This window comes from Ottowia sp. VDI28 (assembly GCF_049532675.1).
GTDB lineage: Bacteria > Pseudomonadota > Gammaproteobacteria > Burkholderiales > Burkholderiaceae_C > Ottowia.
Map to the genome: position 1 here is coordinate 2,709,460 of NZ_CP149820.1, position 15,877 is coordinate 2,725,336.

General features: G+C 62.3%; 9 protein-coding genes and 2 pseudogenes. All 11 read left to right on the forward strand.

Features of this window, described 5'->3' with window-relative positions:
- The first annotated feature begins 65 nt into the window (after positions 1–65).
- The 11 genes and pseudogenes from der (at position 66) to hrpA (ending at position 15,816) form a co-directional block, all read left to right on the forward strand.
- Positions 66–1,406, forward strand: coding sequence for a ribosome biogenesis GTPase Der (gene der, locus WJU18_RS12985; RefSeq protein ID WP_423460457.1), 1,341 nt, complete (start codon positions 66–68; stop codon positions 1,404–1,406).
- Positions 1,407–1,849: 443 nt separating this feature from the next.
- Complete coding sequence (hfq, locus tag WJU18_RS12990; RefSeq protein WP_423460458.1) at positions 1,850–2,101, forward strand: RNA chaperone Hfq; 252 nt, start codon at positions 1,850–1,852, stop codon at positions 2,099–2,101.
- 231 nt (positions 2,102–2,332) lie between these two features.
- A pseudogene (hflX, locus tag WJU18_RS12995) lies at positions 2,333–3,540 on the forward strand (GTPase HflX).
- Positions 3,537–4,938, forward strand: a pseudogene (gene hflK, locus WJU18_RS13000) (FtsH protease activity modulator HflK). The pseudogenes hflX and hflK overlap by 4 nt, the downstream one beginning before the upstream one ends.
- A gap of 9 nt (positions 4,939–4,947) precedes the next feature.
- A complete protein-coding gene (gene hflC, locus WJU18_RS13005; protein ID WP_423460459.1) occupies positions 4,948–5,826 on the forward strand; it encodes a protease modulator HflC in 879 nt (292 codons plus the stop codon).
- A gap of 319 nt (positions 5,827–6,145) precedes the next feature.
- Positions 6,146–7,333 (forward strand): ATP phosphoribosyltransferase regulatory subunit, encoded by a 1,188-nt coding sequence (locus WJU18_RS13010; protein ID WP_423460460.1) that lies wholly within the window; start codon positions 6,146–6,148, stop codon positions 7,331–7,333.
- Positions 7,334–7,402: 69 nt separating this feature from the next.
- The gene (locus tag WJU18_RS13015; RefSeq protein WP_423460461.1) at positions 7,403–8,776 is read left to right on the forward strand and encodes an adenylosuccinate synthase; all 1,374 of its coding nucleotides are present in this window, start codon (positions 7,403–7,405) and stop codon (positions 8,774–8,776) included.
- A 192-nt stretch (positions 8,777–8,968) separates the two neighbouring features.
- Positions 8,969–9,493 carry a phosphoribosyltransferase gene (locus WJU18_RS13020; RefSeq protein ID WP_423460462.1) on the forward strand — a complete coding sequence of 175 codons (525 nt, stop codon included), beginning with the start codon at positions 8,969–8,971 and terminating at the stop codon, positions 9,491–9,493.
- Positions 9,494–9,612: 119 nt separating this feature from the next.
- A complete protein-coding gene (locus WJU18_RS13025; RefSeq protein WP_423460463.1) occupies positions 9,613–10,695 on the forward strand; it encodes a Dyp-type peroxidase in 1,083 nt (360 codons plus the stop codon).
- Between the two features lie 36 nt (positions 10,696–10,731).
- A complete protein-coding gene (locus tag WJU18_RS13030) occupies positions 10,732–11,538 on the forward strand; it encodes a family 1 encapsulin nanocompartment shell protein (RefSeq protein ID WP_423460464.1) in 807 nt (268 codons plus the stop codon).
- A gap of 273 nt (positions 11,539–11,811) precedes the next feature.
- Positions 11,812–15,816 (forward strand): ATP-dependent RNA helicase HrpA, encoded by a 4,005-nt coding sequence (gene hrpA / locus WJU18_RS13035; RefSeq protein ID WP_423460465.1) that lies wholly within the window; start codon positions 11,812–11,814, stop codon positions 15,814–15,816.
- The last annotated feature ends 61 nt before the right edge of the window (positions 15,817–15,877 follow it).

A 15,877-nucleotide genomic window follows, 5' to 3' on the forward strand; every position in this document is an offset into this window, starting at 1 on the left:
TGGGAGAGGGCTGGGGTGAGGGCAAGCGGCGTATCTTTGGTCACTGAAGTTCGAGAGCTATTCCCATGAAACCTGTTATTGCTATTGTGGGCCGGCCCAACGTCGGTAAATCCACACTCTTCAACCGGCTGACCAAGAGCCGCGATGCCATCGTGGCCGATTTCGCGGGGCTTACGCGTGATCGTCACTATGGCCAAGGCCGCCTTGGCAAGCATGAATACATCGTCATCGACACCGGAGGCTTCGAACCCGATGCCGAAACCGGCATCTTCAAGGAGATGGCCAAGCAGACCCGGCAGGCCGTCGCCGAAGCCGATGTCGTCGTCTTCGTCGTCGATGCCCGTGCCGGTCTGTCGGCGCAGGACCACGACATCGCCAACTACCTGCGCCGCCTGGGCAAGCCGTGCCTGCTGGTGGCCAACAAGGCAGAAGGCATGCGCGAGGGCGCGCAGTTGGCCGAGTTCTATGAATTGGGCCTCGGTGATGTGCTGCCGGTTTCCGCCGCCCATGGCCAAGGTGTCCGCAGCATGCTGGAGGCGGCGCTCGACACCCTGAACCTGCCCGAACCCGAGGAAGACGCCGAACCTGACGAAAACGCCCCTATCCGCCTGGCAGTGGCTGGCCGGCCCAATGTCGGTAAATCCACCCTCATCAACACGTGGCTGGGTGAGGAGCGCCTGGTCGCATTCGATATGCCGGGCACGACGCGCGATGCCATCACGGTGCCTTTCGAGCGGGGAGGAAAGCAGTTCGAGCTGATCGACACTGCCGGCCTGCGCCGTAAAGGCAAGGTATTCGAGGCGATCGAGAAGTTCTCGGTCGTCAAGACACTGCAGGCCATCGAATCTGCCAATGTAGTGCTGCTGCTCCTGGATGCCGAACAAGGCGTCACCGACCAGGATGCGCACATTGCAGGCTTCGTACTCGAAGCAGGCCGTGCCGTGGTGCTGGCCATCAACAAATGGGACGCGGTCGATGGCTATCAGCGCGAGCTTGTGCAGCGCTCCATCGAGTCTCGCCTGCCGTTCATGAAGTTCGCGGAACTGCATTTCATTTCGGCAAAGAAACGCCAGGGCATTGGCCCATTGTGGGGCTCCATTGCCAAGGCCTACCAGGCTGCCACGAGAAAGATGCCCACGCCGCAGCTGACGCGTCTGCTGTTGGAGGCTGTGCAATTCCAGGCGCCCAAACGCAGCGGCATGTTCCGTCCCAAGCTTCGCTATGCCCACCAGGGCGGCATGAACCCCCCAGTGATCGTCGTGCACGGGAACTCGCTCGAAGGCATCACAGATGCCTACAGGCGCTATCTGGAAGGCCGTTTCCGGAAGGCTTTTGACCTTACCGGCACGCCATTGCGGGTAGAAATGAAAACAGCGCGGAACCCTTACGCCGAAAAAGAGTCATAAGATGCATTCGCGGTCTTTTGTGGGCCGTTTGGCTCCCTCTTCCGCTCGCGGGAGAGGGTTGGGGTGAGGGTAAGCAGCCCTTGTGTCGTGCGGGGTGGCTATTGTTTAGCCACCTGTGCTTGAATAGAGGTTGAATGCCGAGATGTGCACTTGGCGCCATGCCAGCTTGGGCTCATGTTTTTCCTCTCGCGGAAAGGCAGGGCAGGGCGGCAGTTCCACCTCGCAAGCGCCGCTTACTCTCACCCCAGCCTTTCGCAAGAAGGGAGCCAGGCAGTCTTCAAGAAGCCTCGATGTTCCTATAGCCGTCCGTCTGACAAATTTGTAGGCCGGATTCGCCAATCGGCACGAATGTGTGCCAGTTACTCTCTTGTGATGGGTTTTACCGTCCCCATGTGGTAAGTTCCATCCCCTCTTCCAACACATTCTTGAACACGGAGAATATCGTGAGCAACAAAGGGCAACTTCTACAAGACCCCTTCCTCAATGCCCTGCGCCGCGAGCATGTGCCGGTGTCCATTTACCTGGTCAACGGTATCAAGCTTCAGGGTCAGATCGAATCTTTCGATCAATACGTCGTGCTGCTGCGCAATACGGTGACACAAATGGTCTACAAACATGCCATCTCGACCATTGTTCCTGGCCGCGCAGTGAACTTCTCGGTCAATGCCGACAACCCGGATTCGACCTCCAATTGAGATTGAACGCCGGATGGAGCGCCTCCGCGCGCTCCCTCGTTACACTGAGTACTTTTGAGTGCTCCCAGGGCCGGGTTGTACCCGGCCCGTTCTTCAAGGGCGGCAAGGAGGTCAAGGGTAACTTGGCGCCTTGTCCCGGGAACGAATACATTTCGCCCATTCCACAAGCCACCTTCAGACTGATTCCCGCTCGCTTTGGCAAACACTGATCAATCCGAACGTGCCGCCGCCGTGCTGGTGGGGGTGGATCTTGGTGCGCCGCATTTCGATGGGGAGCTGGAGGAACTCGGCTTGCTGGCCGAAACCGCTGGCTTGCAGCCGGTAGCCCGTCTGACCTGCCGGCGGAAGGCGCCTGATGCTGCCCTGTTCGTTGGCAGCGGCAAGGCCGAGGAAATCCGCGTGCTCGCCTCCGAGCAAGGAGCTGAGGAAGTAGTGTTTGACCAGGCCTTGAGCCCGGTGCAACAGCGCAATCTGGAGCGTGTCATAGGCCTGCCGGTCAACGACCGCACCCTGCTGATTCTCGAAATTTTCGCCCAGCGTGCACGCAGCCACGAAGGGAAGCTGCAAGTCGAGCTGGCACGCCTGCAGTATCTCAGCACGCGCTTGGTGCGTCGCTGGAGCCACTTGGAACGCCAGCGGGGCGGCATCGGTACCCGTGGCGGTCCCGGGGAAACACAGATCGAGCTGGATCGCCGCATGATCGGCGAAGCCATCAAGCGTACCAAGGATCGCCTCGTCAAGGTCAAGCGCCAGCGCCAGACCCAGCGGCGGCAGCGCGAGCGCCAGGGAGCCTTCAATATTTCCCTGGTGGGCTATACCAACGCTGGCAAATCGACCTTGTTCAATGCCTTGGTCAAGGCACGTGCCTATGCGGCTGACCAACTCTTCGCGACGCTCGACACCACCACCCGCCAGCTTTATCTGGGCGAGGCTGGCTGCTCGGTATCGCTTTCCGACACAGTCGGGTTCATTCGTGATCTGCCGCACGGGCTGATCGATGCATTCCAGGCCACTTTGCAGGAAGCGGTCGATGCCGATCTCCTGCTCCATGTGGTCGACTCATCCAATCCTGGCTACCACGAGCAGATGGCCGAAGTGCAGCGCGTGCTGCAGGAAATCGGCGCGGGGGATGTTCCCCAATTGCTGGTGTTCAACAAGCTGGATGCACTCGATAACGCGCGCCATCCGCTCGCCCTGCAAGACGTCATGGACGTTGGCGGGCGCCCCTTGGCGCGCGTGTTCGTCAGTGCAAAGTCGGGGAAGGGCTGCCGCTGCTGAGGGCCGAATTGGCTCGCAGGGCGTTGGCTTCGCGCGAAACCCAGGGTGATCGCCAAGAGGATGAAATCCCTGCTGAAACCGCCACTAAAGGCGGTTCTGGCGGAAGCTCTCTTGCGATTGGGCACAATTACACCATGCACAGCCGAGACGTCGACGAATGAAAGACCGCTACAGCTCCCTGCGCCCTGCCTCCTGGCCGGGGCGTTTGCAGGGCATGTTCAATTTGAATGACCAACGCTGGGGGCGAGACGAAGGCTCGTCCAACAGCCAGGATGGACAGCGCCCTCCGGAAGACGATTCCGGCCATGCGCCGCAACGCCCTCAGCAGCCGCCCCGCAGCGGCGGCGGAGGTGGCGGCAACGGAGGGGGGCGCGGCCCTAACCAGGGCCCACCCGATCTGGACGAGCTCTGGCGCGATTTCAATCGCAAGCTGGGCGGCCTTTTCGGCGGACGTGGCGGCCGCGGAAACGGCGGCAATGGTGGCGGCAACAACTATCAGCCCGACATGAAGAGTGCCGGCCTGGGCGTGGGGGTCATAGGTGGTATTGCGCTGCTGATCTGGCTGGGCACCGGCTTTTTCATCGTCCAGGAAGGTCAGCAAGCCGTCGTTACACAGTTCGGCAAGTACCATTCCACCGTCGGGGCCGGCTTCAACTGGCGCCTTCCATATCCCATTCAGCGCCACGAAACCGTACGCGTCACGCAGATCCGCTCGGTGGATGTCGGCCGCGACAGCATCATCAAGAGCACCGGCCTGCGTGAGTCGGCCATGCTGACCGAAGACGAGAACATCGTCGAGATCAAGTTCGCCGTGCAGTACCGCCTGAATGACGCGCGAGCCTACCTGTTCGAAAGCAAGAACCCGGATGATGCCGTGGTGCAGGCCGCCGAATCCGCCGTGCGCGAAGTCGTGGGCAAGATCAAGCTCGATTCGGCCCTGGCCGAAGAGCGCGACCAGATCGCTCCCCGTGTACGCCAGCTCATGCAGACCATCCTGGACCGGTACAAGGTCGGCGTCGAAGTGGTGGCCGTCAACATGCAGCAAGGGGGTGCGTCCCCCTGAGCAGGTGCAGGCGGCATTCGATGACGTGCTCAAGGCTGGCCAGGAGCGCGAACGCGTCAAGAACGAAGCTCAGGCTTACGCCAACGACGTGGTGCCGCGCGCCATCGGTACCGCTGCCCGCCTGAACCAGGAATCGGAGGCCTACAAGGCCCGTATCGTGGCGCAGGCGCAGGGTGATTCGCAGCGCTTTGCCTCGGTGCTGACTGAATACCAGAAGGCGCCGCAAGTCACGCGCAACCGCATGTACCTGGATGCCATGCAGCAGATCTACGGCGGCGTGAACAAGGTCCTGATCGACAGCCGCGGCGGTGGCAACCTGATGTACCTGCCTCTCGACAAGATCATGCAATCGGCTGGCGCTCCTGCCAGCGCCGAAACGGCGTCCAGCACGTCGCCGGCCAACAGTTCCTCGCCCGCACCCGCTGCGGCGAATCCCCCCGCTATCGACGCGCGCTCGCGCGATCCCGGCCGCAGCCGTGATCGTGAATCCAGATAAGGCCAGAAGATGAACAAGATCGGATTCATCGGCACCACCGTCATCATTTTGCTGGCATTGCTCAGCTCCACCCTGTTTGTGGTCGATCAGCGCCAATTCGGCGTGGTCTACGCGCTCGGGCAGATCAAGGAAGTCATCACGGAGCCGGGGCTCAATTTCAAGCTGCCGCCACCGTTCCAGAACGTTTCGTACATCGACAAGCGTTTGCTCACGCTCGACAGCGTCGACACCGAGCCGATGCTGACTGCTGAAAAGCAACGCGTCGTGATCGACTGGTACGTGCGCTGGCGCATCACGGATCCGGGGGCCTACATCCGTAACGTCGGTCTCGATGAAAACGCCGGTGCCATGCAGCTCAACCGGGTGGTACGCAACGCCTTCCAGGAGGAGATCAACCGCCGGACCGTGCGCGAGCTCATCTCCACCCGCCGCGAAACCCTGATGGCTGACGTCAAGCGCGAAGTGCTGGAGGCCGTCAAGGGCGAGAAGCCCTGGGGCGTGGACATCGTCGACGTGCGCATTACCCGCGCGGACTACGTGGAAGCCATCACGGAATCGGTGTACCGCCGCATGCAGGCTGAACGCCAACGCGTAGCCAACGAGCTGCGTTCCACCGGCGCCGCCGAAGGCGAAACCATCCGGGCCACGGCTGATCGCCAACGCGAAGTCACGGTGGCCAACGCTTATCGTGACGCCCAGAAGATCCGTGGTGAGGGCGATGCGGAAGCCAACCGTATCTATGCGGAATCCTTTGGCAAGGACCCCCAGTTCGCAGAGTTCTACCGCAGCCTGGACGCCTACAAGGCCAGCATTGGCAAGAAGGGTGACGTTCTGGTGATCGATCCGGCTTCTTCGGAGTTCTTTAACGCACTAAGAGGCTCCCCCTGAAGCGCTGACGCGCTTTCCCCCAGGGGGACGCAGCCAGCGGCCTGGCAAAGCCAGCTCCGCGGCTGCCCTCAAATGGCCTGCTCCGCGGCCTTCTGATCTGGCTCCCTCTCCCGTGGGCGGGAGAGGGCTGGGGTGAGGGTGAGGGCCTTTCCTCTTCAGCAGGCTTCCCGCGCCTTTAGGTATTGGCCCCTTCCCCCTCTGGGGGAAGGCTGGGATGGGGGCTTTCACAGCGCATCCTCCCGCACACATAGCCGGCCTTCAAGGCGCTCCCTCCAGCGCAACCCTGTAGAATCACGTTTTTAACAGCCTCCCAAAAGCCATGTCCGCCTGGCTCCTGCCGGATCACATCGCCGATGTTCTGCCTTCCGAGGCCCGGCACATCGAAGAACTACGCCGATTGCTGCTCGATACCGCCCGTGGCTATGGCTACGAGTTGGTTATTCCGCCATTGGTCGAGCATCTGGAGTCGCTGCTGACCGGGACCGGGGGTGCGCTGGGGCTGCAAACTTTCAAGCTGGTGGATCAGCTCTCGGGCCGGTCTCTGGGGGTGCGGGCCGACACCACGCCCCAGGTCGCTCGCATCGATGCGCACTTGCTTGGCCGCAAAGGCATTACGCGCCTCGCCTACTGCGGCCCCGTACTCCATACCCGCCCCGAGCGCCCGCACGATACGCGCGAACCGCTGCAGTTGGGGGCAGAGCTGTATGGCCACGCCGGGCGCGAGGCGGACCTCGAAATTCTCAGTTTGGCGCTGGATTGCCTGCACGCCGCACGCGTCGACAACCTGAGCATCGACATGGCCGATGCACGGATCGTACGAGGCCTGCTGGCCGGCGTTCCCGTCGACGGCACGGTGCTGGATGACGTTCATGCCGCCTTGGCTGCCAAGGACGCGAGCGAGCTCGCAAGGCTCACGCGCCACTTTCCCGAGGCCGCGCGCAACGGGTTGCTGACGCTCGTGCAGCTCTATGGCGATGAAAAAGTACTGCTCGAGGCTGAGAAAAGCCTGGGTTCAAGCACCTTGCTGCATGAAGCGATTTCCGATTTGAAATGGCTCGCTTCGCGGCTGGACGGCGTGAAGGTCACGTTCGATCTGGCCGATTTGCGCGGCTATTCGTATTACAGCGGCGCACGCTTCGCGGTCTATGCGCAAGGCGTGGGCGATGCCTTGCTGCGTGGCGGACGCTACGACGGCGTGGGCGCTGTCTTCGGCCATAAACTCGACCGCGACCGGCCGGCCGTGGGCTTCAGCATGGATCTCAAGCGCTTGGTGAGAGCCACGTCTCCACTGCCGCTGAAAACCGCCATTCGGGCGCCGTGGAGCGACGCACCGGGCTTGCGCGCGGCCGTGGCGGCCCTGCGCCAACGGGGCGAAACCGTAGTTTGCGCATTGCCCGGCGACGAAAGCGAGATCGACGAATTCCTTTGCGACCGCGAACTGCTCGAGGTGGGCGGCAAATGGGTAGTGCAGATGGCCGACGGCGTGACAGCCGCGCCTCAGCGATAACGGATCAAACAGCCAGGCCGGGCCGTTCGCCGTGGGCTGGCAGCAAATCTTGGTAAATTGGGACTTAAGATGAAAACCACTGGACGTAACGTTGTCGTCGTCGGCTCGCAATGGGGCGACGAAGGCAAAGGAAAACTGGTCGATTGGCTGACCGAAAGCGCGCAAGGCGTGGTCCGCTTCCAGGGTGGCCACAATGCCGGCCACACGCTGGTCATCAATGGCGTCAAGACCGCGCTGCATCTCATCCCGAGCGGCATCATGCGCCCCGGCGTAAAGTGCTACATCGGCAACGGCGTGGTGCTTTCGTGCGCCAAGCTGCTGGAAGAAATTGAAGGCCTCGAAAAAGCGGGTGTCCAGGTGCGCGACCGCCTGCGCATCAGCGATGCCTGCCCGCTGATCCTGCCTTTTCATGCCGTGCTCGACGTGGCCCGTGAAACGGCGCGCGCCACCGGTGGCGCCGAGAAAATCGGCACGACCGGCCGGGGCATCGGCCCTGCCTATGAAGACAAGATCGCTCGCCGCGCCCTGCGTGCCCAGGATCTGAAGCACCCCGACCGCTTTGCCGCCAAGCTGCGCGAATTGCTGGCGCTGCACAATCACGTGCTCACCACCTTCCTGGATTCCGCCAAGATGGAGTTCGGCGAAGCGCTGAAGCCCTACCTGAAAGATGGCGCGGTGCAGTTCGAGCCCGTGTACGAAGAGGCCATGCGCCATGCCGAGCAGATCCGCCTCATGCTGGCCGATGTCTCGCGCGAGCTGAATGACGCACACCTGCATGGCGCCAACTTGCTGTTCGAAGGCGCCCAGGGCACTCTGCTCGACGTCGACCACGGGACCTATCCGTACGTGACCTCGAGCAACACGGTGGCCGGCAACGCCGCGGCTGGATCGGGCGTGGGACCGGGCATGCTGCACTATGTGCTCGGTATCACCAAGGCCTATTGCACCCGTGTGGGCGGCGGTCCGTTCCCGACCGAGCTCGATTGGGAAACCCCCGGCACGCCCGGCTATCACATGAGCACGGTCGGCGCCGAAAAGGGTGTGACCACGGGCCGCAGCCGGCGTTGCGGCTGGTTCGATGCCGCGCTGCTCAAGCGCTCGGCCCAGGTGAACGGGTTAAGCGGCCTGTGTATCACCAAGCTCGATGTGCTCGACGGCCTCAAGGAGTTGCAGCTTTGCGTGGGCTACGACCTCGATGGTGAAACCATCGACATCCTCCCGATGGGAGCGGACGACATCGCCCGCTGCAAGCCGATCTATGAAACCATGGAAGGCTGGAGCGAGAGCACGGTGGGCGTGACCGACTACAAAAAACTGCCTGTCAATGCGCGCCTGTACCTGGAACGCATCGCGCACGCTACCGGCGTGCCGATCCACCTCATCTCCACCAGCCCGGACCGCGATCACACCATCATGATGCGGCATCCGTTTCTGGCGGGGTGAAGTGAGCCACCCCCTGAGTCGCCTTCGGCGCCTTCCCCTCTCTGCGGGAGGGGGACAACGCCAGTGGCCGGCGCAGGTCCGTCCACGGCATTCCCCGCCTGGCCTGCTCCGCGGCCGTTTGGCTCTTTCGTTTCTTGCGCAGTTGGTGATTTCTGGCACCATGCATAACCGATATTAACCAAGGACAACACGATGTTGACAGAGGACGGCAAGCATCTTTACGTCAGCTACGACGAGTATCACAACCTGGTCGAAAAGCTCGCTATCAAGGTGCATCAGTCGGGCTGGCAGTTCGACACTATCTTGTGCTTGGCGCGTGGCGGCATGCGGCCAGGAGACATCCTTTCGCGCATCTTCAATGTGCCTCTGGCCATCATGTCCACAAGCAGCTACCGGGCGGAAGCGGGCAAGGTGCAAGGCCATCTCGATATCGCACACTACATCACTACGCCCAAGGGCCAGATCGCCGGCCGCGTGCTGCTGGTCGACGACCTCGCTGATACCGGCGTGACGCTGCAGGCAGTGGTCGATAGGCTGAGAACCAACTACGAGCCCATCACGGAGTTGCGCACGGCGGTCATCTGGACCAAAGGCTCCTCCAGCTTCAAGGCCGACTACGCAGTAGAAGATCTGCCCACCAACCCTTGGATTCATCAGCCTTTCGAGACCTACGACAGCATGTCGCCGGAAAAACTGCTGGCCAAGTGGAAGGTCTGACAAAGAACGTGCTCGGTTTTTTTGCGTTTCTTTCTCCCTTCCGCTCTGTGAGCCGAGCAGGGGCGCCCGGCTGAAGGGTAAGGGCAAGCAGTGCCATCCCCTCAAAACTCCTTCTTCCCATGACCGATTCGAACTCCTCCTTGCCTGATCCTCAGCCAGTGACCGAATCGCCTGGAGTGGCGGCCTACTTCATCGTGCTCGATATCGCGGCAGGCGCGGCAGCCGAAGAAGCCGTGCGGGCCTTCCTGGGCAATGCCGCTGGATTGCGCCGCAGCGTGGGTCAGCGTCTGGCTGGGCGTGATCTGAAGCTTGTGGTGGGGATCGGCTCCGAGGCTTGGGACAGGCTGTTTGGTTCCCCGAGACCGGCGCACTTGCACCCATTCAAGGAATTGCGCGGCGACAAGCACCACGCTCCCTCCACCCCAGGCGACCTGCTGCTTCACATCCGCGCCCGCACGGAAGACATGTGCTTCGAGCTGGCCACTCAGATCATGCAAGCACTGGGCAGTGCCGTGCAACCTGTGGATGAGGTGCATGGCTTCCGCTACTTCGACGCCCGCAGCATGATCGGTTTCGTCGACGGCACCGAAAACCCGGAGGGCGGCGAAGCATTCGACGCCACCGTGATTGGCGAGGAAGATGCCGCGTTTGCCGGTGGCAGCTACGTCATCGTGCAGAAGTACCTGCACAACATGCAGGCTTGGAACAGTCTCTCCACCGAAGAGCAGGAGCGCGTCATCGGCCGCACCAAGCACGACGACATCGAGATGGCTGATGACGTCAAGCCAGCCAATTCGCATGTGGCGCTCAATGTGGTGGAAGATGCCGACGGCAACGAACTAGCCATCCTGCGTGCCAACATGCCATTCGCCAATCCTTCTCGCGGTGAATTTGGCACATACTTCATCGCTTACGCCAACGATCCGGCTGTCACCGAGCTCATGCTCACCAACATGTTCATCGGGCGGCCGCCGGGCAATTACGATCGCCTGCTGGATTTCAGCACCGCCATGACAGGCACACTGTTCTTCGTGCCTTCCCAAGCCATGCTCGAAGCGCTGGCCGATGGCAATCCTGTCGTGGCAGAACACGCAACGCCAGCCCCTGAAACCGTCCCATCCCGTGATGGCACCCTATCCATTGGCTCGCTCAAGGGGCAGCCGCAGTTGGAGTCTTTGCCCGCGCCGCCCCTCGAAGCCTGAAGCATCTACCTTTTTCACCACTGCTGGAGCCCCGAAATGAACAACCTGCACCGTGAACTAGCCCCCATCTCCGATAGCGCCTGGGCGCAGATCGAAGAGGAGGTGACCCGCACTTTCCGCCGCAACCTTGCTGGCCGCCGGGCCGTCGATGTAGTGGTGTCCGATGCAGGCGATAAATGCTCTGCGATCGGTACAGGCCATCTCGCGCCGCTCGCTTCACCACAGGAAGGCGTGATCGCGCGCCAGCGCATCGTCAAACCCATCGTGGAATTACGTGTGCCTTTTGAACTCTCGCGCGAAGCCATCGATGACGTCGATCGCGGCGCCGACGACTCCGATTGGCAGCCTGCCAAGAGCGCGGCAGAGCAACTCGCCTATGCGGAAGACCGTGCCATCTTCCTCGGTTACGCCGCTGCCGGTATCGAGGGCATCCGCGAAGGCACCTCCAATCCCGTGCTGCCCCTGCCGGGTCAGGCCAAAGAGTATCCGGATGTGATCGCCGCCGCGCTCAAGCAGCTCAAGCTGGCTGGCGTGGATGGCCCCTACATCGCCGTGCTGGGCGCCGACGTCTACACGGCCGTGCAGGAAGCCAGCGATCGCGGCTACCCCCTGCTCAACCATATTCAGCGCCTGATGGGCGGCAGCGAAAACCTCATCTGGGCACCTGCCATCGAAGGCGCCTATGTGCTGTCCACACGCGGCGGTGATTTTTCCCTGCACCTGGGCCGCGATCTTTCCATTGGCTACCTGAGCCACAACGAAGCGAACGTACGTCTGTACCTCGAAGAAACACTCACATTCCGCCTACTGACCGCCGAAGCCGCTATAGCAATACTTCCTTAAGGCAAGATTTCCGTCATTCCCGCGCAGGCGGGAATCCAGGGGATCACCACAAGGATGATGAGGTTGGGCAGGCTCCCTGGATTTCCGCCTGCGCGGGAATAACGAGGGTGAGGTCAACTGACCAACATTGACTCCTTTCGATGGCATCAGGGCGGGAATGCGGTAAGTACCTAAGATAATTCTGACCCCGATGACCGACCCCACCCCTTCCTTGAAGATCGAGTTCCCCCGAATCTCCCTGTTTCCGAGCGCCGTGCCGAGATAGAAGAGGCCTTGGCGCGGCACCAAGTCATCATTGTTTGCGGCGAAACCGGTTCAGGCAAGACCACGCAGCTGCCCAAGATGGCGCTGGCCATGGGTCGTGGCCGCATGAATGCCAAGCCCGGCGAGCGAGGCAGGCTGATCGGGCATACACAGCCGCGCCGTATTGCCGCCAGCAGCGTGGCCAAGCGTATCGCTGAAGAGCTCAAGACGCCGCTGGGCGAGGTCGTCGGCTACAAGGTGCGTTTTCAGGATCGCCTCTCGCAAGGGGCCTCGGTCAAGCTGATGACCGACGGTATCCTGCTGGCCGAAACACAGACCGATCCGCTGCTCAAGGCCTACGACACGCTCATCATCGACGAAGCTCATGAACGCAGCCTGAACATCGATTTCCTGCTCGGCTACTTGAGGCAGATCCTGCCCAGGCGGCCCGATCTTAAGGTGATCGTCACCTCGGCCACCATTGATGCGGACCGCTTCGCCAGGCATTTCGAAAACAGGAATGGCCCGGCCCCGGTGCTGATGGTGTCTGGCCGGACCTTCCCCGTGGAGCAACGTTACCGCCCTTACGAGGAAAGCCGTGAGTACGACCTGAACAATGCCATCGCCGACGCTGTGGACGAGCTCTGGACAGGCCGCCCCGCCGGTGACATCCTGGTTTTTCTGCCCGGCGAGCGCGAAATCCGCGAAGCAGCGGACCATTTGCGCAAGCATCTGGCCCACCACGCCGGCACCCGGAGCGCCGAGGTCTTGCCCCTGTTCGCACGCCTCTCGCAGGCCGAGCAGGATCGCGTATTCGACACTCACGGTGCTCCACGCATCGTACTGGCTACCAACGTGGCCGAAACTTCGCTCACGGTCCCTGGCATCCGTTATGTGGTGGATGCCGGCACCGCCAGGGTCAAGCGCTACAGCTATCGCAGCAAGGTGGAGCAATTGCTGGTGGAACCCATCAGCCAGGCGGCTGCCAACCAACGTGCCGGCCGCTGCGGCCGCGTGGCGGATGGCATCTGCATCCGCCTGTACGACGAAAAGGATTTTGCGGGCCGCCCGCGCTTTACCGATCCGGAAATCCTGCGCAGTTCTTTGGCCGGCGTCATTCTGCGCATGAAGAGCCTGCACCTGTTGGGCGACGGCGGCCGGGTGGAAGATTTTCCTTTCCTTGAAGCACCGTCCGGCCGTGCCATCGCCGATGGCTACCAGCTCCTGGGTGAGCTGGGGGCTGTAGACGACGCGGGTGAACTGACCGGCCTGGGGCGCGAGCTGTCGCGCCTGCCGCTGGATCCGCGCGTAGGCCGGATCATCATCGAAGGCCGGGAGCGCGGTGCGCTGAACGAGGTGCTCGTGATTGCGTCGGCCCTGAGTGTGCAGGACGTGCGTGACCGCCCATTGGAGGCGCAGGCACGGGCTGATCAGGCGCACGCCAAGTTCGATGACGAGAAAAGCGAGTTCAGCGGTTACCTGAGGCTTTGGAAGTGGCTGCAGGACGCCCGTGGCGGAAACGCCGCCGGCTCGCGGCGGGAAATGGCCGCACAGGAGGCCAGCGCTCCCCGCATGCCGGCCAACATCGCGGCGCTGCCGGTGGCGCAGCGCGCCGCATTGGCGATGGCGGCCGCGCGGCAAACCCTCGACGGCGGCGCTGCGGCCCCTCCAGCCCCAAGGGCAGGAAAGGCCGAAGAACCTTCCTCGCACAAGCTCAGCAACCGCCAATATGAGAATCTGCTGCGCCAGAACTTCATCAGCGTGCGCCGCTTGCGCGAATGGCGTGACATCCATACGCAACTGCACACGGTGGTCGCCGAGCACAAGTGGAAGGTGAACACGCAGGCTGCCGGCTACGAGGCCTTGCACAAATCTCTGCTCGCCGGCCTCCTCGGCAACATCGGCTGCAAGATGGAAGAAGAGGGCGGGGGGAATTCAGGCGAATATCTGGGTGCCCGCGGCATCAAGTTCTACCGGCATCCTGGCGCTCACCTGAGCAAGAAGCCGGGCCGTTGGCTCGTCTGCGCTGAACTGGTGGAAACCACGCGCCTTTTCGGGCGCGGCATTGCCAATATCGAGCCGCAATGGCTGGAAGAATTGGGCGGCCACCTGCTGAAGAAACAATTGCTCTCGCCGCACTGGGAAAAGAAGGCCCAGGACGTGATCGCGCTCGAACGCGCTACCCTGTATGGTTTGCCCGTATACACTGGCCGCCGCACCAGCTTCAGCAAAGTCGATCCACATGCGGCGCGCGAGATTTTCATCCGCGAAGCGCTGGTGGCGGGCGAGTGGCCCGAAGAATGGGCGCGCCGTCTGCCGTTCCTGCCTGCCAACGAGAAAACCATCGCCAAGGTCGAGGAGCTGGAGCACAAGAGCCGCCGCCAGGACGTGCTCGTCGACGATGAGCTGATCTACGCCTTCTACGACCAGCAAATTCCTCAGGGCATCAGCAATGGCCGCGACTTCGAAGCCTGGTGGCGCGAAGCCAGCAAGACCCAACCTGAACTGCTGCGCCTGACGCGCGAGGAGCTCATGCGGCACGACGCAGCTGGAATCACCACCAGCGCGTTTCCCAAGGTAGTCCGCATGGGCGGCGTGGATTGCGCTGCCAACTATTTGCATCAACCGGGCGATGCCAAGGACGGCCTGACCGTGACCGTGCCGCTTTTCGTGCTGAACCAGGTCAGCGAGGAGCGTGCCGAATGGCTGGTGCCGGGCATGCTAAAGGACAAGATCCAGGCGCTTCTGAAAAGCCTGCCGCAGAAACCGCGCAGCCGCTTCGTGCCGCTGCCCGAGAGTGCGGCGCGGTTGAATGAGATGCTGGGAACACCCGAGGCATTCGGCCATGGCAGCTTGACCGATGCCTTGCTCAAGCAGGTGCGGGACATCACGAGCCTCCAGGTATTGCGCACGGATTTCAAGCTCGACATGCTGCCCCCTCACCTGTTCATGAACTTCGTGGTGGTGGACGAACATGGGCGGCAGTTGGGCACTGGCCGAAACCTTGCCGCGCTGAAGGCAGAACTGGGTTCGCAGGCGCGCGGCGCTTTCCAGGCATTGGCGGCCTTGAAAGTCAGTGCGCCTGCTGCCGCGCCAGCCCGTGCCGCAGAGGAGCGCAAGCCAGCCGCACAGCGCAGCGAAACCCGCTCGGAGGCCCGAGAGGCGCTGGTAGACGAAAAAACGGCCAGCCAGCGCCACACCGCCTGGACCTTCGGCGAGTTGCCTGAGCTGATGGAGATTCGCCGCAAGGGGCAAACACTGATCGGTTTTCCCGCCTTGGTTGATGGCGGCGATGCCGTCACGATCGAAGTGTTCGATGAACCCGAGGTGTCTGCTGCCAAACACCGCGTCGGCTTGCGCCGGTTGATCGCGCTGCAGGTCAAGGAAGCGCTGAAGTATCTGGAAAAGAACATTCCCGATCTGCAAAAGATGGGTGTCGCTTACATGAGCCTGGGCACTCCAGAGGAGTTGCGCCAGCAGATCATCGACGTCGCGCTGGACCGTGCTTTCCTGCAAGATCCATTGCCGCAGGACGCCGGAAGCTTCGCCCGCCGAGTCGATGAGGGCCGGGGCCGGCTGACCTTGATTGCCAACGAAGTGGCCCGTCTGGCGGGCGGCATCTTGACCGAGTACGCCGCCGTGGCGCGGAAACTCAAGGACACCAAGAACGCGCCCGACGCCGTGGCGGATGCCCAGCAGCAATTGCAGCGCCTCATCGGCAAGCGTTTCTTGCACGACACGCCGTGGGCCGCCTTGCAGCACTTTCCGCGCTATCTCAAGGCGATTCAGATGCGCATGGACAAGCTCCGTGCCGACCCTGCGCGTGACACGCAGCGCATGGCCGAAGCTCGGGCACAGGAGCAAAAATTCTGGCGCCTGGTAGCGGAGCGCAAGGGCGTTCAGGATGCGCGCTTGCAGGAGCTGCGATGGCTGCTGGAAGAGTTGCGCGTGAGTTTCTTCGCCCAGGAACTGCGGACTCCCCAACCTGTGAGCGTGAAGAGGCTGGAGAAGGTCTGGGGACAGGTCAAAGGTTAGCGGCAGCGGTCCTCATGGAGGCCACAGGTAAGCAGCGTCGCTGCTCGCCTGGCCGGCGCCG